Below are 20,116 nucleotides of genomic sequence, written 5' to 3'. Positions count from 1 at the left end.
TGTGTTTAAGTTATTAAAGACCGTCTTAAAAACCGGTGAAGTGACAACCAAATACCCATTCGCACCATTGGAAGTCAGTGAAGACTTCCGTGGTAAGCCTGAGCTAGATGCAGATCAGTGTCTGTCTTGTGGTGCGTGTATGCGTGCTTGTCCTGCCAATGCCTTGGTGATGGAAACCGATGAAAAAGCAGGGACTCGCCGTTGGGAATTGTCGATGGCTCGTTGTATCTACTGTGGTCGTTGTGAAGAAGTGTGTCCAACCAAAGCGATTAAGCTGTCGCAGAATTTTGAATTAGCGGTAACACGTAAAGAAGATCTGTATGAACATGCGGTATTCCAACTGGCGAATTGTCGTCAGTGTGAGCGTCCGTTTGTAGCGAAAAAACTATTGGAATATGTGCTCGATACCTTAGCGCAAAGCGGTGTATCACAAGATCAACTGCATTTACGTCGTCAACAACTCGAAACCTGTCCTGAATGTCGTCGTTGTAACAACATGCTTGATAGCGAAAACGTCAGTCATCTACGTTACCTTGAGGAGGAAATGTGAAAGGTATTAAACAGCTAAATGGTACAGCCCATACCCAAACTGTTCCTGTTCCATTACCGCCTAATAGCCAGAAATTAAAAGATGCGCTGATTAAGCAAATTCGTCGTTCGGCTTATGTCTACCGTGTTGACTGTGGTGGTTGTAACGCCTGTGAAATCGAAATTTTTGCAGCGACAACGCCTGTTTTTGATGCTGAGCGTTTTGGTATCAAGGTTGTCGCATCACCTCGCCATGCTGATATTTTGCTATTTACCGGCGCTGTGACCCGTGCCATGCGTGCTCCTGCACTTCGTGCTTATGAAGCAGCCCCTGATCCTAAGATTGTGATTTCTTACGGTGCTTGTGGTTGTGATGGCGGTATCTTCCACGACCTATATTGTGTGTGGGGCGGTACTGACAAAATCGTACCTGTAGATGTCTACATTCCGGGCTGTCCACCAACCCCTGCGGCAACAATTTACGGTTTTGCAGTCGCATTAGGTCTGCTTGATCAGAAACTTAAAGCGAAAACGCATAACCCTGATGAGCAAAAAGCGAGCCTTAAGCACACCGAAATTCCACTAGATATTAAGGTGATGATTGAGCGTCAAGCTCGCTTATTAGCAGGTTACGTTCAAGGTCAACGTATTGCCGATGAAGTGATGGATGTGTTAGCAACCTGTAGTGCCGATAACGTTGATAGCAAAATTGCGGATTACCTAGCAGAAAAAGACGATCCTCGTTTAACCGAAATCGTCAATATTCTGCTGAGTAAAACCATGGCTGCATTGACGGGTCAAGCAGCGTGTCATTCTGAAAACAAACCTTGCTGTGGAGGCGATCATGCCTAATAGCAAGGCGTTAGATCTACCTGAAGCATTAACGCAATCTCGTCACCTTGAGCAGAATGTGTATTTCTACAGCTTAGGTCGCAAGTTTGTTGATGAAAGCTACGATGTGCCAGAAGAAGCCAAGCAAATCATGTACTACAGCTTGGCGATTGGTCACCATCTTGGTGTGGTTGATTGTTTAGATGCCGTATTGAAATGTTCAGGTCATGAGTACCTTGAGTGGATCAGTGGATTAGACCAAAACGGTGAAGCATTTCGTAAAATGAAAGGCTTTTTAGTGTTTGGTGAAATCACGATTTACCCAGAGCATTTAAACATGCTGGCACTGGCGTTTGATCGTATCGACAGTCGTACTCAAAACGAAAAGTCACAGCAACTGACCAGTGGTTTTATTGATGCGCTGGGGGCGATCCATCGTGAGCCAACCATGTACATGATGATCCGTGGAGGACGCTAAGCATGATAGAAGAAATTAGCCTTTCTTCTGTGATGGGCGAGAGTGTGTCGAATGACGGTGTCGATCTGTCGGTCAGCAATATTGTGCTGACTGTCGGCAACAGCATGATGGCAGATGACGGTGCAGGTCCTTTGCTAGCTAAAATGATGAAGGATAATCCTATTGCCGATTGGAGCGTGTTGGAAGGTGGCTCAATGCCTGAAGATTGCTTACATTTGATCCGCAAAGCAATGCCGAAACGGGTGATTGTGGTGGATGCGGCTGATATTGGCGAAGAAGCAGGAGAAGTGCGTGTCATTGATCCTGAAACCATCGTTGATATGTATGTGGTATCGACGCACAGCTTGCCGCTTAACTTCTTAATCGACGAGCTAAAGACCTTTGTGCCAGAAGTGATCTTTGTTGGTATTCAGCCTGCGATTGTTGCTTTTTCATTCCCACTGACGGAGATGGTCCAACAAGGTGTCGAACAAATTTATCGACAATTGCCAACATGGCAAGGCTCTGGCGGTTTTGAACATTGTTAGCGTTAAATTGCATGGGTGACGATGCCCAATCGTTTACCTGTCGATAAAGTGTCGATGAGATGTGACGAAGCGTGTCGATAAGGGTTATCGATACGTATCAAGCATGTTCATCCCTGTAAATAAAGCCTGATCACGATCAGGCTTTATTTTTTTGTCTTAAATATTAATGAGTTGAGTTTTTGTTGTTCTGGGTGTAAAAACTGGCATAGCTCATGCTTATAAGGTATCGCAATGCAAAAGTGTATTGCGATGTATCGACATCAACAAGGGATACACCATGAACCGATTTGTATTTGCAGATCCCAACTTGTGTATTGGATGCCGAACTTGTGAAATCGCTTGTGCGTTATCGCATCAAGCTGAAAATACGGCTGCTGGAATGGAACCATCGGATTTTTCACCACGTTTAACTGTCGTGAAAAATGCCCATGTAACTACGCCTGTAATGTGTCGTCAATGTGATGATGCGCCGTGTGCTCAGGTTTGTCCCAATAACGCCATCGTTTTAGAAGATGGTTTTGTCAAAGTGATTCAGTCACGTTGTATTGGTTGTAAAACCTGCGTTATTGCATGTCCTTACGGTGCAATGAATGTAGTAACAACGATGGTTGAAGAGACAAAAGGCGCTGCGTTATTTGCACGTAAAGTGCCGCAAACCCAAGCATTAAAATGTGATTTATGTCATCACCAAGAGTCTGGTCCTTCTTGTGTTCAAGTTTGTCCAACGGGTGCGATTCGAATCATTGAGCCTGAGACGTTGACTGAAACCAGCCAACAGAAACGTGAAGCAGCGGCAATGAGCGCTGTGGTAGCAACAGGTTGCTAGGTGATTGTTTAATCACAACGATATTGACGTTTATTATTACAACCCAAGGTTAGTATGAAGAAATCAATTGTTGTTTGTCCCTACTGTGGTACTGGGTGCAAACTAAAATTGGTTGTCGAAAATAACAAGGTAATAGCAGCAGAGCCTGCAGATGGCCGTACCAACGAAGGTCAACTGTGTTTAAAAGGTTACTATGGCTGGGATTTCCTTAACGACACCAACTTATTAACACCACGCTTGAAGCAGCCGATGATCCGCCGCTCACGTGATGCAGCATTAGAAGCTGTGTCATGGGATGAAGCGCTAGATTTTGCTAGTGAAAAGCTAATGGCTATCAAGCAGAAGTATGGTCCTGATGCGATCATGACAACAGGCTCTGCCCGTGGTCCAGGTAACGAAGCTAACTATGTGATGCAGAAGCTCGCACGTGCGGTGATAGGGACGAATAACGTCGATCACTGCGCCAGGGTGTGACACGCTCCATCAGTCTCCGGTCTGGAGACAACAGTAGGTAATGGCGCAATGAGTAACGCTATTCCCGAAATTCAAAAAACAAAATGTTTACTCATATTCGGTTACAACGCAGCGGATTCTCACCCAGTTGTAGCAAGGCACATTCTTAAGGCTCGCGCTAATGGTGCGAAGATCATTGTTTGCGACCCACGTAAGATCGAATCTGCACGTGTCGCTGATCAATGGTTAGCGTTGAAGAACGGTTCAAACATGGCGCTTGTTAACGCATTAGCAAATGTCATTATTGAAGAAAACTTATACGACAAAGACTATGTAACCAATAACACTGAAGGGTTTGAGGCATTCCGCGAGCTTGTTTCTCGCTACACACCTGAAAGCGTTGAACAAACCACTGGCCTTAAAGCAGAAGACATTCGCTTAGCTGCACGTACCTACGCCGCAGCACCAGAAGCAATGATCCTTTGGGGTATGGGTGTTACACAGTACGGTCAAGCGGTAGATGTAGTACGTGGTTTAGCAGCACTTGCATTGCTAACCGGTAACTTTGGTCGTGAAGGTGTAGGTTGTGGCCCTGTTCGTGGTCAAAACAATGTGCAAGGTACCTGTGATATGGGTATGTTGCCACACCAATACCCAGGTTATCAGTCAGTAGAAGATGCTGATGTACGTGCGAAATTTGAAGCGGCTTGGGGTGTTCCATTATCAGCGAAGCCGGGTTACCGCTTAACTGAAATTGGTCACAAAGTAGAGGAAGGGATCTGTAAAGCATTCTATGTTTTCGGTGAAGATCCAGCCCAAACTGAAGCCGATCTTGCTGCAATGCGTGAAACCATGCGCAAGATGGAATTGGTGATTGTTCAAGATATCTTCATGACACAAACAGCAGAATTTGCTGATGTGATCTTCCCGGCAACAAGCTGGGGTGAGCATGAAGGTGTGTACAGTAGTGCCGACCGTGGTTTCCAACGTTTCTACAAGGCAATTACGCCACCAGAAAACGTGAAACCTGACTGGGAAATCTTCAGTCTGTTAGCAACCCGTATGGGTTACCCAATGTCTTATCAAAATACCCAAGAAATTTGGGATGAGATGCGTCAGCTTGCACCGTTATACACAGGTGTAACTTACGAAAAGATGGAAGGGTTGAAATCTGTGCAGTGGCCTTGTCCAACAGAAGATCACCCGGGTACACCGTTCTTGTTTGAAGGCAATACATTCAGTACACCATCAGGCAAAGGTCAGTTTATCGGAGCAGAATGGCGTGCGCCATTAGAGCAACCAGATGCTGAATACCCATTGGTACTATCTACCGTGCGTGAAGTAGGCCATTACTCTTGTCGTTCAATGACAGGTAACTGCTCTGCATTACAAACACTGGCAGATGAACCAGGTTATGTGCAAATGCACCCTGATGATGCGCGTCAATTAGGTATTGATGATCAACAGTTGGTTTGGGTGTCATCACGCCGCGGTAAAATTATTTCACGTGCGAACTACAATGAACGTGTAAATAAAGGCGTTGTGTACATGACTTACCAATGGTGGATTGGTGCATGTAATGAATTAACTATTGAACATGTGGATCCAATTTCAAGTACACCTGAATTTAAATATTGTGCCGTTAAGGTAGAAAATATTGACGATCAGGCATGGGCTGAAAATCATGTACAAACAGAGTACACGAAATTAAAAGCACGCTTGAAGAACCATGTTGTTAATGCTTAATGACAAAAAATAGGTTTATTTGTTTATTTTAATAAGAGAATAAACCATTAATGAAAATAAGGTTTCCAAGATGAAATATTGCATATTTAAAATCTGGAAACCTTATTATTTATTAAATAACACTATATTGCTGTCACTTGATTAAATTGCTCAAATAATTAGCGTTCGTGCTTTTTGCATTATTAGTTCGCACTTATATTTATTATTTATTGATTAATATCAATACTTGGTTATTAAAATGGTTGAGAATTGTATTACAAATGCTTGAATTATTACTCTCCATTCGAGCGACATTATCAGCAAGAGTTAATGCCAACATGGAACGCTTTGAAAGTGATTTGATGACTTTTTCTAAAGCCTTACTATCAATCAATGATATTTCAGGCGTGATGGATTTTCTTAATAACGAAGATCTATTATTTATCAATGTTGAACGTGTGAATCTAATTTTAAAGCAAGATTTGGATAGCCAACCAAGCCTTTACTATTTAGATCAAGACAAGCAATGTCAGCAATTTGATTACACAGAATCAAGCCTTGCCTTACATGGTGCAGCTATGTGTGATTACTGCCATCATTTAGATGGTGAAACGCTATATCAAACATTTCCCCAATTAGCGAATCATCCTGCCTATGAGGGTGTGGCTAATTATTGCAAAATTCCGCTTTCTATTTGTAATCAGCCATTAGGTGCGATCGAATATATTAATTTATCGATGCCGAGTGATAGTGAAAGCGAAAAACAGTTCAAATTATTCAATAATATGATTTCAGCGATGATTGAACATATTATTGAGCATCAAACAGCTTCAACAGTAACCGAAAAACTAACCACTGAGAAAAATAACTTTCAGGTGTTAGTGGATGTTACTAATACTGTGATCAGTCAAAGTACCAAGAAAGAACTTATCGGCTCATTATTACGATTTTTATATCAACATTTTGGTATGAGCGATTTATCGATAATTCAATTAAGTGATGGCCATTATAACCAACACTCAGCCAGCTTTATTGATGGTGAAATGGATTATCAGTGTCATTTCTTTACCAATGATCGCATGATTAAAAATGCAATTAAAAATAATAAACATGTATTTTTAACGGCTAACGATATTGCCAAGATGCAAGCGGATAATAATAGTCCGTATTTTCCTGAGCGTGTAAAAAGCGCATGTGTGATGCCACTGATATTCCGTGGTGTCACCGTTGGTTATATCAGTTTTATGACCTTGCTTGAAAAGAACTATCAAGCGGCTGACGTTGAGCTATTTCAACAGATCGCAGCCCGTGTAGCTTTGGCAATGCATAGTATTAAAACCCATCAAGCGAGTATTCCTAGCCGCCCAACGACTAAGTTCGTCAATATTGCTGATGATATGGGCGATCACGTTATTTTTGACGACATCATTAGCCAAAGTGAAGTGATGAATAAGGTATTAGAGCAAGTGGCGTTAGTGGCTAGTTGCGATAGTACCGTATTGATCTTAGGTGAATCAGGCACAGGTAAAGAGTTGATCGCTCGCGCTATTCATAAGCTAAGTATGCGCAGTAAAACTCGCATGGTGAAAATGAACTGTGCTGCGATCCCTGCTGGTTTATTTGAAAGTGAATTGTTCGGTCATGAGCGTGGCGCATTTACTGGCGCAATTAGCCAGCGTGTTGGTCGTTTCGAACAAGCCCATAAAGGCACACTGTTTTTAGATGAAATTGGCGATATGCCATTAGAGCTACAGCCTAAGTTATTACGTGCACTGCAAGAAAATGAAATCGAGCGTGTGGGTAAAAATGAGCTGATCAGCGTTGATGTTCGCATTGTGGTGGCAACTAACGTCAACTTGCTCGAAATGGTAGAGAAAAAGAAATTTCGTAACGATCTTTACTACCGTTTGAATGTATTCCCAATCGAGATCCCGCCATTACGTGAACGCGCGGAAGATATTCCGTTATTAGTGAAGCATTTCACTCGTGAACTCGCTAAAAAAATGGGTAAAACCATTACTGCGGTAGCTGCAGAAGATCTCGATATTATGCGCGCTTTCCCGTGGCCGGGTAATGTCCGTGAATTACGTAATTTTGTTGAACGTTCGGTGATTTTAACCCGAGGAAACGTGCTTAACGTACCTGTTCAGGAGCTAAAAACAAGCCACACGCTTTGCGCTGATTCTATGGTGGTTAGCGATGAAACCTTAGCTGTAACAAAGACTGTACCTGTTGTGAGTGCAGCACCGTTATCTGATGACAAAATGGCTTCGCAATCAGCGTCACCAGCGGTAAGTAAATCGATAAAGCCAACCATAGATAAAGCTGCAGTGATCGCGGCATTAAAAGCTTGTCATGGTGTAGTTGCAGGGCCTAATGGTGCAGCGAATCAATTAGGTTTAAAGCGTACTACCTTGTTATCTCGTATGCAGAAAATGGGCATTAATTGCCAAGATTTTCGTGAAAGTCCAAGCGTTTAATTTCAGATTTTATTGATTATAGGATCACTATTTTGACCACCTTTGATGTGACATCAACCGATGACATTAGTGATGCTTGTCAGCGTCAAATTGTTCGCTATCGCAAAGGAGAAAGCGATTTTAGCGAGATGGATTTCATTATTGAAGAAACGCCTGTCGCACTGGCATTTAATGGTGTGGCTTACACCGTGATGATGTGTACACCTCATGATTTAGAACAGTTTGCGATTGGTTTTTCACTATCGGAAGGGATCATTGATCATCACCGTGATATTCACGATATGGCCATTACTCACCACGATAACGGGATTAATTTAGACATTGAGATCGCTAATCGTTGTGCTGAAAGACTTAAACAAAAGCGTCGCTCATTAGCAGGATTAACAGGCTGTGGGATCTGCGGTGAAGAAAAATTAGAAACCGTGTGTCGGATGCTAATGCCACTGCCAACTAGCACTGAATTTGATTTAAGCCATTTAGAGCAAGCTTTACGCCAGTTACTGGATCATCAAGCACTTAACCAGTTAACAGGGGCGGCACATGCAGCAGCTTATCTAGATAAAGATGGGCAACTATTAGCGGTGTTTGAAGATGTGGGTCGTCATATTGCGTTAGATAAGCTGGTTGGTTATATCCACCAAAAACGCTTATCGGGCGGGGCAGTATTAGTGACCAGCCGAGCCAGTTTTGAAATGGTGCAAAAGGCAGCATCAGCAGGGGTTGAAGTGTTATTAGCCGTATCGTCAGCAACCAAGATGGCAGTGGATCTTGCGGATCGCTTGAATATCACCTTGCTTGGGCATTGTCGCCGTGGTCGAGCCGATGCGTATGCTCACCCAGAACGTGTTTTTGGCATGATTTAATGTCGTGCTTTGATCGTACTTAACGCTGAGTCATGGCGTGAAGTGTTTAACAACATTACCGGATATGCCGGTTAATTATTAAGAAGATACTGATATGAAAATGAAACATCTAATGGTGGGTTTGCTAGCTACCTCTTTTTCTCCTCTTGCTTTAGCACACCCAGGTCACATTGGTCCTCACGCATCTGCGTTCATGAGTGGTTTTGTTCACCCATTCACAGGTATGGATCACCTAAGCGTAATGCTAGGTGTGGGTCTATTAGCGGCAATCATGGGTGGTAAAGCCATTTCTCGTCTACCTCTTGCATTCATCTCTATCATGATTGTTGGTGCTGCGCTGGGTGTTTCTGGTGTTGTGATCCCGGGTGTTGAACTAGGTATCGCTGTTTCAGTTATTGCTATGGGCGCAATGCTACTTGCTGGTGGTCGTCTTTCTGCAAAAGTAGCAACAGGTGCTGTAATGGCATTTGCACTATTCCACGGTATGGCTCACGGTATGGAAATGCCACTTGGTGCTCGTACAGCTGAATACTTCATTGGTTTCGTACTAGCAACAGCGACACTACACGCTTGTGGTGTGGTACTAGGTAAGTTCATTGCAAACTCTGCAGCAAACCGTCGTGTAACAGGCGTACTAGGTGTCGTAATGGCGGCATTTGGTGGCATGTTAATGCTGTCTTAATTGCAGGTTAGTAATAGTGACAGACAACATTGCACGACAATATATTCATATTACCGGCATTGTACAGGGGGTCGGTTTCCGCCCCTTTGTCTACCAACTAGCGACACAACATGCGCTAGTTGGTTCGGTGATCAATGATTCGGAAGGGGTAAAGATTGACGTTCAAGGCTCGCTTTCAACGTTAGCGTCTTTCTCTGCTCAATTAGTTGAACAAGCACCGACATTAAGTCGCATTGATGATGTGACGATCACCGAACGACCATTATGGTCTGAATTGGAAAAGCCGATTACTTTTGGTATTGAACAAAGCCAGCTACGTGATAGCACAACAGTATGTATATCACCGGATCAAGGGCTTTGTGATGCTTGTAAGCGGGATATTTCCAATGCAGATTCTCGCTATTTCCAATATCCCTTTACCAACTGCACCCACTGCGGTCCTCGTTATAGCATTATTAAAGCACTGCCTTATGATCGCGCAGCCACCAGTATGCAAGACTTTGCGCTGTGTCCTGATTGCGCCAAGGCGTATAAAAACCCGTTAGATCGTCGTTATCATGCCCAACCGATCAGCTGTGATTGCTGTGGCCCTTGGGTCACGCTTTATGATGCCAAGCTACGAGTAAAATCTTGTGCGAAATTACCACTGATTGCCACTAAACACACGGCGATTGAGCAACTTGCACAACAGATTAAAAACGGTGACATCGTTGCCATTAAAGGTATCGGTGGTTTTCATCTAGCTTGTGATGCGACGAATCCTCAAGCCGTTGCTAATTTACGGTTATTGAAATATCGCCCATCAAAGCCGTTAGCGATCATGGTATCTGACGCTGGTATTGCTAAAGAAGTGGTTGAAGGTTGTGATGCTGAATGGCAAGCATTAGAAGCACAAGCAAGACCGATTGTACTCATGCGTAAGCGAGATGCCCAATGTCGTCAAGATGTGAAACTTGCTGACGATCTTGCTCCTAACGTGCCATATCTAGGCGTCATGCTTCCTTATACGCCATTGCATTATTTGTTGTTTGCAGAGCTTGAGAAACTAGGGGCAAGCCGCGCATTGGTAATGACCAGTGCTAACTTATCAGGCATGCCAATTGCGACAGAATTAGCGCAAGTGAGTGCTCAGTTCTCTGGCAGCATTAGTGCGATTTTGGATCATAATCGCCCGATTGTGAGCGCATGTGATGATAGCCTTGTTCACTATGCTGGCGGAAAAATCCGTGTGCTACGTATGGCAAGAGGCTATGCGCCAGTAAGCCATTTCGGTATTGGTAGCGAACAAAGCACAGGCAATATCACCGTAGCTCTAGGTGCAGAGCAAAAATCAACGATTGGGTTAGCACTGCCGAAACAATGGCTATTATCACCTTATATCGGGGATTTGGATGATCTTGATACCGAGCAGCGTTACCAAGATACCTTTCATCATTTAGCCGCACTGTATCATGTTAAACCGCAGCAATTGGTATGCGATAAACATCCCGGTTATCACTCATCACAATTTGCGCAAACTTACCACGCTAAAGCGAATTTAACTACGCCACTGTTGAAGGTACAGCACCATCACGCCCATGTATTAGCTGTCATGGCAGAGCATCATTTAACCGAGCAAGTATTAGGTTTTACTTTTGATGGTACAGGTTGGGGCGACGATCAAACCGTGTGGGGTGGTGAAGTCTTACTTTCTACACCACAAAGTTACCAACGTGTCGGACATTTACGCCAATTTCGCTTAATTGGTGGCGAAAAAGCAATAAAAGAGCCTGCTCGATTACTGCTTGCCATATTATTGGAATGCTACTCATTGGCTGAAATTAAAGTGATGCAACTGCCAGCATTCAGTGCTTGGAGTGAGTTTTACTTTAATAATCTCTATCAGTTATGGCAGTCAGGTAGTCAATCGCCATATACCTCATCGGTGGGGCGTTTAATTGATGCATGGGCAAGTTTATTAGGCTTGGTGGATAAGGTCGGTTATGAAGGCGAATGCGGCTTACAGCTTGAACACGCTGTCATGTATGCATGTTCAGAGTCAGCGTTATCGTTTGATATCAGTAAAAACAATCTTATCGACTGGCAGCCGTTATTTTCAGCGCAATTACTGAAACAGATCGCCACTGATAAGAGTGATGCGTTACGTCACGAATTAGCCCTAGGTTTTATTAACGCAATTGCCAACGTGATCATAGATATTGCCCAAGATTACAGCCAGTTACCGATAGCGTTAGGCGGCGGTGTTTTTCAAAACCGTGTATTAGTCGACAAGGTATTTGCGCTGGCGAAACAACAGGATTTATCCCTTTTTTGTGGCGAAACGCTTCCTGCTAATGATGCATCTATTGCGGCAGGGCAACTGTGGTATGCCATTTTCCAACATAATAATTAGAGAGACATGCTATGCATGAGTTATCACTGAGTATGAATACGGTGGACACCGTGGTTGAACAAGCGAAAAAGCAAGGCTTTCATCGTGTAACTCGGGTGACACTAGCTATTGGCACATTATCGTGCATTGAGCCCCATGCATTGGCAACAGGATTTGAATTTGCAACACGAGGGACGATTGCAGAAGGCGCTAAGTTAGCCATTGAGCCAGTACAAGCTCAGGTATGGTGTATGGATTGTCAACGCTATATCGATATGGACGAGCGCGGTGTCTGTTGTCCTCATTGCCATGGTTATCAGCTCAAAGTTGAAACCGGTGACGAATTAATGATTAAGAATATTGAGGTTGAGTAATGTGTAATGTATGTGGCTGCTCAGATAGCCGAGTAGAAGGTGTCGCACATCACGGGGATCATCATCACGATCACCATAGCCATGATCATCATAGTCATCATGGTCATGAACACCATGATCACCACGAGCATCATGATCACAGCCATGCTCATCACCACCTTCAACAAGCGAGTAATGAACAGCCTGTTGTGATCCACCATCATTATTACCACCAAGGTGACGTACATCACCACGTTCATTACACCTTACCTGCAACATCGCACCAAGATCACGGCCATTCTCATCATGATCACCATGAGCACTCTCATCACGATCATCATAGCCATGATCATCACCAACCAGAAACCATGGCAAAAGGCGATTTACACTATGGTAAAGGTGAAGCAGAAGTGCATGTGGCTGGGGTTTCTCAGCGTCAACTACTGACGTTAGAGATGGATATTTTAGGTAATAACAACAAACTGGCAGAACACAACCGTGAGCACTTTGAAGCCAATAAACAGTTAGTGCTTAATCTTGTTTCAAGCCCTGGCTCTGGCAAAACGACCTTGCTTACTGAAACCTTAATGCAGTTAAAGCAGCAGTTTCCTTGTGCGGTAATTGAAGGGGATCAGCAAACCTCAAATGATGCGGATCGTATTCGTGCAACCGAAGTGCCTGCAATTCAAGTTAATACTGGTAAAGGTTGTCATTTAGATGCACAGATGGTGCATGATGCTTATCACCAACTCGCCATGAATGAACCGGGCTTCTTGTTTATTGAAAACGTGGGTAACTTGGTATGCCCTGCGAGTTTTGATTTAGGTGAAGCATGTAAAGTCGCGATCCTCTCTGTCACTGAAGGGGAAGATAAGCCACTAAAATACCCGAATATGTTTGCAGCCGCCGACTTAATGTTGATCAACAAAGTCGATTTATTGCCTTATGTTGATATCAATATTGAAGACTGCATTGCGAGTGCTCGCAAAGTTAATCCAAATATTCAAGTGATCAAACTGTCAGCCAAAACCGATGAGGGGATGGATGCATGGTTAAACTGGCTGACTGAGCAATTACAGCAACGTCAGTAATCTCGACAGTTATTTATCAAATTTTAAAACCACAGGTTAACGTCATGTGCCTGTGGTTTTTTATTTCTCTTGGTTTATCGAAAGTTTTAACTAGAAAGAGCCTTGGGAACTGTGTTTTCTTTGCTGATTAGGATCGGATAGAGGGGATATTGGCAAGCTCATTTATGCCCCATTATCATTTAGAGCTGAAACTCATTAATAGGCTGCTAATGCGAGTTTGTGATACATTTTCTAATCGCTTTACGAAGTATCAGACATCAAAAAAAACTGCCAGTGAAAGATCTTCAGCTATGGGGCATTGAGTGAATACTATGCTCAATTTTATGAACTCTATTGAAGTACTAAACGTAAGCTTTTGTCCCATTAGACTTCGTACCCCATGACTCACCGCCATACTCAAAAATAAAGTACAATTTTTTGAAGAAAGCTTGCTGTGTTTTAAAAGATTTGTTATTCATAAAATATGAAACGAATTTATGTGAACGCAATTAACACGACCACTACCACCATGATAGATTTCGGGGGGTAGCTTTTTGCGTCTTTAAAAAACCCTCTGAGTGAAATTGCCAGAGGGTTTTTTTATACCTAAAACTCTAATTTAATTAGTGAAAATCAAAATTTTCTGAGTTGAACAGGATAGACAAGCTTTACTTGGAGCAGATATGAAATTAGCAAAAAATGAAAAGATAGATAACTCGGCTCCGCAGGTGCGTGGTGAAGCAAAGGCTCCCACTGGGGCAGCTGAAACAACGCCAGTCATCATTTACGGCAAGCGTCGTATCAAGGATGGCATGTTAGAAGAGTTTAAGATCCAGTATCAAGCGTTTTCCAAGTCTGTCTACGAGAGCAATCCAGACGTTAAGGCTATCTTTGCATTTCCTGACAAAGAAGAACCATTGGTTTACTGGCATGTTATCTGGGTTAAGAGTGCAAATGCTTTCGCTAACGATTGGGGCCGACCAACTGAGAGTGAACCGTTATGGGCTACTTATAAAAGCACAGCAGAAGATCCTGATACACTGATTGTGTATGGTGGTTGGGATAAGGATACACTTGCTGAGACTCAGAATATTCCATGTGTGCGTTACGATTTTAAGAAAAGCATGGCTGGTTTTATTAAAGCTGATGGCGGAGGAGAAGAGGGCCCTGCATTATTTGGATTTACAATGCGCTATGTTAAACCAGGCCAGATGAAAGAGTTGGGGACTTCTTTTCAGACTGTATGTAATTTATGGTATGAAAAAATTCCAGGGATCTTGATGGCCGCTGCATTTCCTGATGAAAAGACCCCGAATTTAGTCCATGACTTAAGACTCTTTGCAAACCATAGCGCATTTTTGGCGCATGTAGATAAATCAGATAAAGAGTTGACGGAAGCGATGGGAAGGTGGTTTGAAAACTATGACACAAGCATCCCATTCACAGGTCAGCTTTACGCCGCCAACACGAAAGATGATGCTCTACATACAAGCTCGATCAAGTCCAGCTCAACGCCGCGAGCGCAGCTTGAGACGTTCCATTTTGGGGAGTCTGGTATGTTGGGCCAGATGCCAAATATGACGAGAAACGACTCGTGAACAATCGACTCTAATAATTCGAAAAACCAGGCCAATGTTACGGCGCTTCATGCCTCTACATTGGCAGGTGCGCAATGCATAAACCATGGTATTACCTAATCTAAAATTGTCGCTATAGAGTGATTAATCTAAATTGTTTTTGTCCAACATCGAGCTAGCTTCCATTGTTAGCTCAAATTTGCCCCATTGTTTGTTAGAACTTTTACTCATTCATATTGTATTAACGTGATTTTTGATTAGTTTTTATTGTTAATTATTTATCACATATAACGAATCATGCAGATTTTATCTATTGAATTTCGTTTTTAATAAAACTGAATAAAGTCATTTCTTAATTTCAAAAAGCGTTATGAGTCGAAAATAACATAGAGCTTATATTTAAAAGGAATTAATTGTTGCTGATAGTTATGAGCTCATGTAAAAAATAATTCAAATTATAATATGGAGTTGAGTTGTATGGGATTAGTTGTACGTCAGGTGACTTTGAATGATGCAGAAGGGATCACAAATGTTCTCAACCCAATCATTGTTGAAGGTTTATACACTGTATTGGATACGACCTTTACACCTGAAGAAGAGAAAGATTTTATTACTCACTTCCCAGAGAATGGTGTGTTTACAGTTGCTTTATCCGAGAGTGACTCAAAGGTTATTGGATTTCAAAATATCGAGCCGTTCGCACAATATACAAAAGCTTTTGATCACGTAGGAATTATTGGTACTTTTGTTTGTGAAAGTGCTCGTGGCAAAGGTATCTCTAAACAGCTTTTTAACTCGACGTTCGAAGTTGCAAAACAAAAGGGTTATGAAAAGCTATTCGCGTACGTTCGTAGCGATAATCAGCGAGCTTTAACTGCATACCTTAAACAAGGGTTTGAAGTTGTTGGTACTGCGAAAAAACATGCGAAAGTTCGTGGAGAGTATGTAGATGAAATCCTTATTGAAAAGTTTCTTTAGGCTTTGAGTAGTAAAGAAAGAGAGGTATGTGTCGCTCAGCGGCACATATTCGAGATGCAATATAAGCCTAAATAGAGCAAATCACCTAAGCAGTTTCTGTCCACTTTCGAGCTAGCTGATGTGGCTAGTTCATTTTGCCCCATTATCACATCCTCTCATTGAGCGTCAGTCAGGCGTGAAATTTGTTATCAAATTCATGATATATAAAGATTATATCTAGTATGATAAAGTTTTTTATGCGTGTATTTTTTCTCGAAAGTAAAAATGCTTATTAATATTCTGTTATACGCCAATCAAATATTAAGCATCAAAAGGACTGGGTGTGGAAGAAATTAAGGGAATAATCGACTTTATGATAGAAGTCGAGAAACTGAAATCGATAGAAAGACAAACCAAACCTGTAGGGTTAGATAGATATGAAAACTCAGCAGAACATAGTTGGCATGTTTGTCTGAGTGCTCTTTTACTCAAAGATTTTGCTAATGAATCAGTTGATATTGTTCGTGTCATGAAAATGCTACTCATCCATGACTTAGGTGAAATTGAGGCTGGTGATACGGTTATTTACTCTGCTGAAACAGAAGAAAACAAACAATTAGAAAGGTTATGCATACAGAAGTTATTTCAACTTTTGCCTGAAGCAAGCCGAGAGGAGTTTTCTAATCTCTGGGAAGAGTTTGAAGAAGGTGTAAGTCCCGAAGCAAGCTTTGCTAAGGCAATCGACCGAGTTCCACCTTTACTTCACAACATACACGGTGAAGGTCATGGCTGGAAAAAACACAACATACCCAAAGAAAAAGTTTTTGGCTTTAATGGCGAACGCATTTCCAAAGGTAGTAATTTGTTGTGGCGAGAAGTCGAGTCTAGGCTCAATGACGCAGTTCAATCAGGTGTGCTGAAATAGGCGTATAACAAATAAGGATATGTGTCGCGAAGCCGACACCTATCCATACTTTTTCTAATACCTACCAGCCCAAATAGAGCTGGCTATCAAACAAAGTTTTGTCCAGGAACGTGTTAGATCAAATACTCATTCATATGTGGATGGTCAATGACATGTCCACCTATGCATAATAATGTTTGGGTAACTCTCTTTTCTCTCATTTATTAACATCACCTTTAGGGATAGATCTAATATGTTGAATATAAATAGAATTGATCATTTAGTGCTGACTGTTAAAGATATTGATGAAACGGTGCGGTTTTATACCTCAGTGATGGGGATGAAGAAAATCGAGTTTGGGCAAGGGCGTATCGCTTTAACATTTGGACAGCAAAAGATAAATCTTCACCAGTTAGGCAATGAGTTTGAGCCTAAAGCGCAACATGTAGGGGCTGGCTCTGCTGATTTATGTTTCATTATAGATATGCCTATCCAACAAGCGATGGATGATTTAACGGCAAAGGGGATCAACATACTTGAGGGGCCAGTTTATAGAACGGGCGCTTTAGGTAACATCCTATCTGCCTATTTTAGAGATCCTGATGGTAATCTGATTGAGGTTTCTAATTACGTCAATGAAGAATGACTATGGAGATAAACAAAGTAGACAAGGCTACGTGTCATCGTGTGCAGTAGAATTTGCGCTGACTTTATCTCATGGCATTGACTATCCAAGCGATACCTAAGTTATTGATAGCTCATAAGGAATATGTGAGATTATTATTTATTCCTTATGATTATTTTCTCATAGAGTGAGAGAAGTGATCTTCCTCAAAAGATTGACTCTAGATTTGAATAAAAACTGTCAATTTGTATTTATATCTATAAAATGCCGCGCAACTTCGCTAATGGCACATCTTGGACGTTCATATGCCGCCGAAAATTAGTGATAAAATTTGATGCGATGAATAGTCTACGATGAAAACCAAGATCTTACTGCTTACACTACTTCTAACTGGTTGTGATATGGCTGAAACACCATTCACTCCACCTTCCTCTAATGATGTTGAGCAATGCCAAATTCTGGTGTCGAGCAAAACACAATATACAACCGAAACGCTGGTTGTGAATAATACTGAAAACCAAGATGAAGCAAATCGTGGTTGGGTATTTGTTGATTATGTTAAGCCTGCTCAACGTGGTGATATTAATTTCCGCTGTAATCTAGAGAAAAACAAAGTGGAAGTATGGGCACCAGGTGCTGCAATGTGGAATGAGTTGTAAGATTCATTTTCATCAAAATTGAGAAGTATTTCTTAAAGCTCACTCTAAAAGTGGGCTTTTTTATTGTCTTATTCTTCTATGTTATTTTATCTAACTTATTAAAAATAATAACAAAAGTATTATTAGTAATATAATTAGGTACTTTAAGTGACAGAAGTAAAAACTTGCTTTAATGTGTGTGCATTATTCGTTCTTATGAGTATGGATGCATGTATTACGTCACCGCTAAAAATACGTTTTTAAGTGGCTGGGGCAGCGCTGGCAAGTTTGATTATTACTTGTGTGTGTTGTGTAAAACACGGCATGAAGCGAGTGTCGTGGCAACAAATGCACGGTTACGATCAGATCTGCGACGAGTGAAAATACATGATCAAATACCGTTATCGTTAAAGGAAGAAACGCTACGGGTTGGAAGGCATATTCTTGAGAATTATATCGTCAAAGTCAGCGATAAAGTTTCTGAACCTAAACTCTTTATGCCGAATTATTTTCAATACAGACAAAAGCCGAAAGTGCTGAAAAGTTAATCTCTAGTGCAAAATTAGGATCTAACCGAGATTAATGCTAGATCCTTTATACTTATCAGTGACGTTTTACACCGTTACGTACAATATCTTTACCGTTATCGTAAACTTCTTGGCTTAACCAACGTCCGTAAAGTAGTTGTTGATTACGATCGAATACCGCAATAAATGGACGACCATCAGCGTTGTTCTTTGCAAGACCAATACCTTCTACGTCTTTAAGCCCTAAGCCGCCATTTTCAATAGAAATAATAAAGTTTTCTAACTCTTCTAGCGTCTCAATAACGTTTTGTTCAATTTTCATTTTTCTTACCATAGCGAAATAAACGTAAGCTATATCAACAATAGCTTGGTAGATAGTAATACTCTACCTGTGATGGGGATATTTGGGAATGCTAGAAAGATTGTGGAGGGAAATAAGGGATATTAAATGAAAGCATTGTGAACGTACTGATGGGAATTTAGCCATGCTACAGATGTCGCATGGCTGTTGTTGTGTGACTCATAGTCCTTCGTGAGCAATACGCTGATGAGCAATTTGTTTTAATTCAGCAAAAGGGTAGCGTTTATAGATCTCGCTACAGCTATAAATGAGTTTAATTGTATGATCGTTATGGCTTAATGAGCCTCGTGACAATGTTTCTAACCAGCTTAAATGCGGTGCAGATGCTTGTGATGATTTGTTGTTAAGCGCATGACTAGCGGTTGCAAAAGCGGCGGTATAACTTTGCCAAAACCATTGGAGTGCAGCGGTTTGATCTAAAAAATACGGTGATAGCACCATCAAGGCGTGGTAAGCGGTTATACCATGGAGCAAGGTGAAATCATGGGTTGTTTTATACTGCTTAATCACCATTTTTAAGGTGCTTTCCAAGGTAATATCACAGGGCACAGCTGCCAGTTTTAGGTAGTTAGGGTGTTTAGCCACTTGATTGATACGTTCACCGATATTATCAGCGTGAAATGAGGTAGTAGAAAAGACGTGGGTTAATTGTTTAAGCTGCTCTGCTGCGGTGTAGCTATCTGTTGTCGAAAGAGGTGTGAGAGGGCGATAGTGTTGCTCCCAGTAGGCTAGTGAATATGCGATCTCCCGAGGTTGCTGGCTTTTAACAGCATAGGCTAAGCGAATCAAACAATGAAAAGCTTGTGAGGATAAACTGGCAATTAATTTAGATAGAGACTGTTGTAGCGTTGCTTCAATACCATCTTGTGTAATGCGTTGTTCTATCTGCTCGGCTTGAGATAAAAAGGCATCATTACGAGCTACATTTTCAAGTTGGGTAATATATTGATGATAAAAACCCAATAGCCGTTCATTTTCTGCACCCATCTGATCAAGCGCAACTAATGTCATCGGTAGATGGTTAGTCAGCCCTTTTTGATAAGTAGGTTGGAATTTAAGACCTGTCGAGATCAGTTCATTAGTTAATAGCGATAATTTCATATACAGCTTCCATGCTACTTTTTTATAACAATATCAATACTAGTCTTTAATAGATGATGTGACCATATAACTTGTTATTTTTAAATGAAAAGCGTGCACTTTGTCAGAACGCCGTGTTTTATATGCTGAGAATATCCGTACATTGATAGTTAAATTTTTTAAAATCTTATTGCTGAGGCATGCGCCTGAAAAAATATGGCTAAAGTCTGTTATTAAGTATTGATATAGATAGGCTGAAG

Annotated in this window: 19 protein-coding genes; 17 read left to right on the top strand and 2 right to left on the bottom strand. The window is 41.7% G+C overall.

Going from position 1 to position 20,116, the window contains the following annotated elements; all coding sequences use genetic code 11:
• Position 1: 1 nt before the first annotated feature.
• From Q7657_RS06355 to Q7657_RS06275, 17 genes are all read left to right on the top strand, one after another.
• Positions 2-550, top strand: a complete 549-nt coding sequence (locus Q7657_RS06355) for a formate hydrogenlyase complex iron-sulfur subunit (protein ID WP_045065325.1) — start codon at positions 2-4, stop codon at positions 548-550.
• On the top strand, positions 547-1,380 hold the full coding sequence (locus Q7657_RS06350) for an NADH-quinone oxidoreductase subunit B family protein (protein ID WP_053989377.1): 834 nt from the start codon (positions 547-549) through the stop codon (positions 1,378-1,380). The genes Q7657_RS06355 and Q7657_RS06350 overlap by 4 nt, the downstream gene beginning before the upstream one ends.
• The gene (locus tag Q7657_RS06345; protein WP_107166315.1) at positions 1,373-1,837 is read left to right on the top strand and encodes a formate hydrogenlyase maturation HycH family protein; all 465 of its coding nucleotides are present in this window, start codon (positions 1,373-1,375) and stop codon (positions 1,835-1,837) included. Before Q7657_RS06350 ends, Q7657_RS06345 begins: the two co-directional genes overlap by 8 nt.
• A gap of 32 nt (positions 1,838-1,869) precedes the next feature.
• Complete coding sequence (hycI, locus tag Q7657_RS06340) at positions 1,870-2,364, top strand: hydrogenase maturation peptidase HycI (RefSeq protein ID WP_053989467.1); 495 nt, start codon at positions 1,870-1,872, stop codon at positions 2,362-2,364.
• 277 nt (positions 2,365-2,641) lie between these two features.
• Complete coding sequence (locus tag Q7657_RS06335) at positions 2,642-3,190, top strand: 4Fe-4S binding protein (RefSeq protein WP_008989669.1); 549 nt, start codon at positions 2,642-2,644, stop codon at positions 3,188-3,190.
• A gap of 54 nt (positions 3,191-3,244) precedes the next feature.
• Positions 3,245-5,389 (top strand): formate dehydrogenase subunit alpha, encoded by a 2,145-nt coding sequence (gene fdhF, locus Q7657_RS06330; RefSeq protein WP_107166314.1) that lies wholly within the window; start codon positions 3,245-3,247, stop codon positions 5,387-5,389.
• Positions 5,390-5,649: 260 nt separating this feature from the next.
• Positions 5,650-7,848 (top strand): sigma 54-interacting transcriptional regulator, encoded by a 2,199-nt coding sequence (locus tag Q7657_RS06325; protein WP_107166313.1) that lies wholly within the window; start codon positions 5,650-5,652, stop codon positions 7,846-7,848.
• Between the two features lie 32 nt (positions 7,849-7,880).
• The gene (gene fdhD / locus Q7657_RS06320; protein ID WP_107166312.1) at positions 7,881-8,711 is read left to right on the top strand and encodes a formate dehydrogenase accessory sulfurtransferase FdhD; all 831 of its coding nucleotides are present in this window, start codon (positions 7,881-7,883) and stop codon (positions 8,709-8,711) included.
• A gap of 94 nt (positions 8,712-8,805) precedes the next feature.
• On the top strand, positions 8,806-9,393 hold the full coding sequence (locus Q7657_RS06315; protein WP_045065335.1) for a HupE/UreJ family protein: 588 nt from the start codon (positions 8,806-8,808) through the stop codon (positions 9,391-9,393).
• Positions 9,394-9,409: 16 nt separating this feature from the next.
• Entirely contained in the window at positions 9,410-11,785 is a 2,376-nt protein-coding gene (gene hypF / locus Q7657_RS06310) for a carbamoyltransferase HypF (protein WP_107166311.1), read from the top strand.
• An 11-nt stretch (positions 11,786-11,796) separates the two neighbouring features.
• On the top strand, positions 11,797-12,138 hold the full coding sequence (gene hypA / locus Q7657_RS06305; protein WP_008989662.1) for a hydrogenase maturation nickel metallochaperone HypA: 342 nt from the start codon (positions 11,797-11,799) through the stop codon (positions 12,136-12,138).
• Positions 12,138-13,208, top strand: coding sequence for a hydrogenase nickel incorporation protein HypB (gene hypB, locus Q7657_RS06300; protein WP_107166310.1), 1,071 nt, complete (start codon positions 12,138-12,140; stop codon positions 13,206-13,208). The genes hypA and hypB overlap by 1 nt, the downstream gene beginning before the upstream one ends.
• Positions 13,209-13,870: 662 nt before the next feature.
• Entirely contained in the window at positions 13,871-14,785 is a 915-nt protein-coding gene (locus Q7657_RS06295; RefSeq protein ID WP_107166309.1) for a hypothetical protein, read from the top strand.
• Positions 14,786-15,241: 456 nt separating this feature from the next.
• Positions 15,242-15,742 (top strand): GNAT family N-acetyltransferase, encoded by a 501-nt coding sequence (locus Q7657_RS06290; protein ID WP_107166308.1) that lies wholly within the window; start codon positions 15,242-15,244, stop codon positions 15,740-15,742.
• Positions 15,743-16,064: 322 nt separating this feature from the next.
• Positions 16,065-16,646, top strand: a complete 582-nt coding sequence (locus Q7657_RS06285) for an HD domain-containing protein (protein ID WP_107166307.1) — start codon at positions 16,065-16,067, stop codon at positions 16,644-16,646.
• A 235-nt stretch (positions 16,647-16,881) separates the two neighbouring features.
• On the top strand, positions 16,882-17,271 hold the full coding sequence (locus Q7657_RS06280) for a VOC family protein (RefSeq protein ID WP_107166352.1): 390 nt from the start codon (positions 16,882-16,884) through the stop codon (positions 17,269-17,271).
• 332 nt (positions 17,272-17,603) lie between these two features.
• Positions 17,604-17,909 (top strand): hypothetical protein, encoded by a 306-nt coding sequence (locus tag Q7657_RS06275; RefSeq protein ID WP_107166306.1) that lies wholly within the window; start codon positions 17,604-17,606, stop codon positions 17,907-17,909.
• 582 nt (positions 17,910-18,491) lie between these two features.
• Here the strand turns inward: Q7657_RS06275 and Q7657_RS06270 are convergent.
• Together Q7657_RS06270 and Q7657_RS06265 are read right to left on the bottom strand one after the other, a co-directional pair.
• Positions 18,492-18,737 (bottom strand): hypothetical protein, encoded by a 246-nt coding sequence (locus Q7657_RS06270; protein ID WP_008989655.1) that lies wholly within the window; start codon positions 18,735-18,737, stop codon positions 18,492-18,494.
• A 198-nt stretch (positions 18,738-18,935) separates the two neighbouring features.
• Entirely contained in the window at positions 18,936-19,877 is a 942-nt protein-coding gene (locus Q7657_RS06265) for a questin oxidase family protein (protein WP_107166304.1), read from the bottom strand.
• Positions 19,878-20,116 lie beyond the last annotated feature (239 nt).

This window comes from Candidatus Photobacterium acropomis (assembly GCF_030685555.1).
GTDB classification, from domain to species: domain Bacteria; phylum Pseudomonadota; class Gammaproteobacteria; order Enterobacterales; family Vibrionaceae; genus Photobacterium; species Photobacterium lucens.
The sequence above is the reverse complement of the archived record's forward strand: the minus strand, read 5'-3'. Positions and strand labels throughout refer to the sequence as shown.

What these genes read in the sequence shown, in the direction of transcription:
- hypB (WP_107166310.1), top strand. Translation starts at nt 12,138, where the DNA reads ATGTGTAATGTATGTGGCTGCTCAGATAGCCGAGTAGAAGGTGTCGCA.
- Q7657_RS06275 (WP_107166306.1), top strand. Translation starts at nt 17,604, where the DNA reads ATGAAAACCAAGATCTTACTGCTTACACTACTTCTAACTGGTTGTGAT.
- Q7657_RS06345 (WP_107166315.1), top strand. Translation starts at nt 1,373, where the DNA reads ATGCCTAATAGCAAGGCGTTAGATCTACCTGAAGCATTAACGCAATCT.
- Q7657_RS06325 (WP_107166313.1), top strand. Translation starts at nt 5,650, where the DNA reads ATGCTTGAATTATTACTCTCCATTCGAGCGACATTATCAGCAAGAGTT.
- Q7657_RS06265 (WP_107166304.1), bottom strand. Translation starts at nt 19,877, where the DNA reads ATGAAATTATCGCTATTAACTAATGAACTGATCTCGACAGGTCTTAAA.
- hycI (WP_053989467.1), top strand. Translation starts at nt 1,870, where the DNA reads ATGGGCGAGAGTGTGTCGAATGACGGTGTCGATCTGTCGGTCAGCAAT.
- Q7657_RS06335 (WP_008989669.1), top strand. Translation starts at nt 2,642, where the DNA reads ATGAACCGATTTGTATTTGCAGATCCCAACTTGTGTATTGGATGCCGA.
- hypA (WP_008989662.1), top strand. Translation starts at nt 11,797, where the DNA reads ATGCATGAGTTATCACTGAGTATGAATACGGTGGACACCGTGGTTGAA.
- Q7657_RS06290 (WP_107166308.1), top strand. Translation starts at nt 15,242, where the DNA reads ATGGGATTAGTTGTACGTCAGGTGACTTTGAATGATGCAGAAGGGATC.
- Q7657_RS06295 (WP_107166309.1), top strand. Translation starts at nt 13,871, where the DNA reads ATGAAATTAGCAAAAAATGAAAAGATAGATAACTCGGCTCCGCAGGTG.
- Q7657_RS06270 (WP_008989655.1), bottom strand. Translation starts at nt 18,737, where the DNA reads ATGAAAATTGAACAAAACGTTATTGAGACGCTAGAAGAGTTAGAAAAC.
- Q7657_RS06315 (WP_045065335.1), top strand. Translation starts at nt 8,806, where the DNA reads ATGAAAATGAAACATCTAATGGTGGGTTTGCTAGCTACCTCTTTTTCT.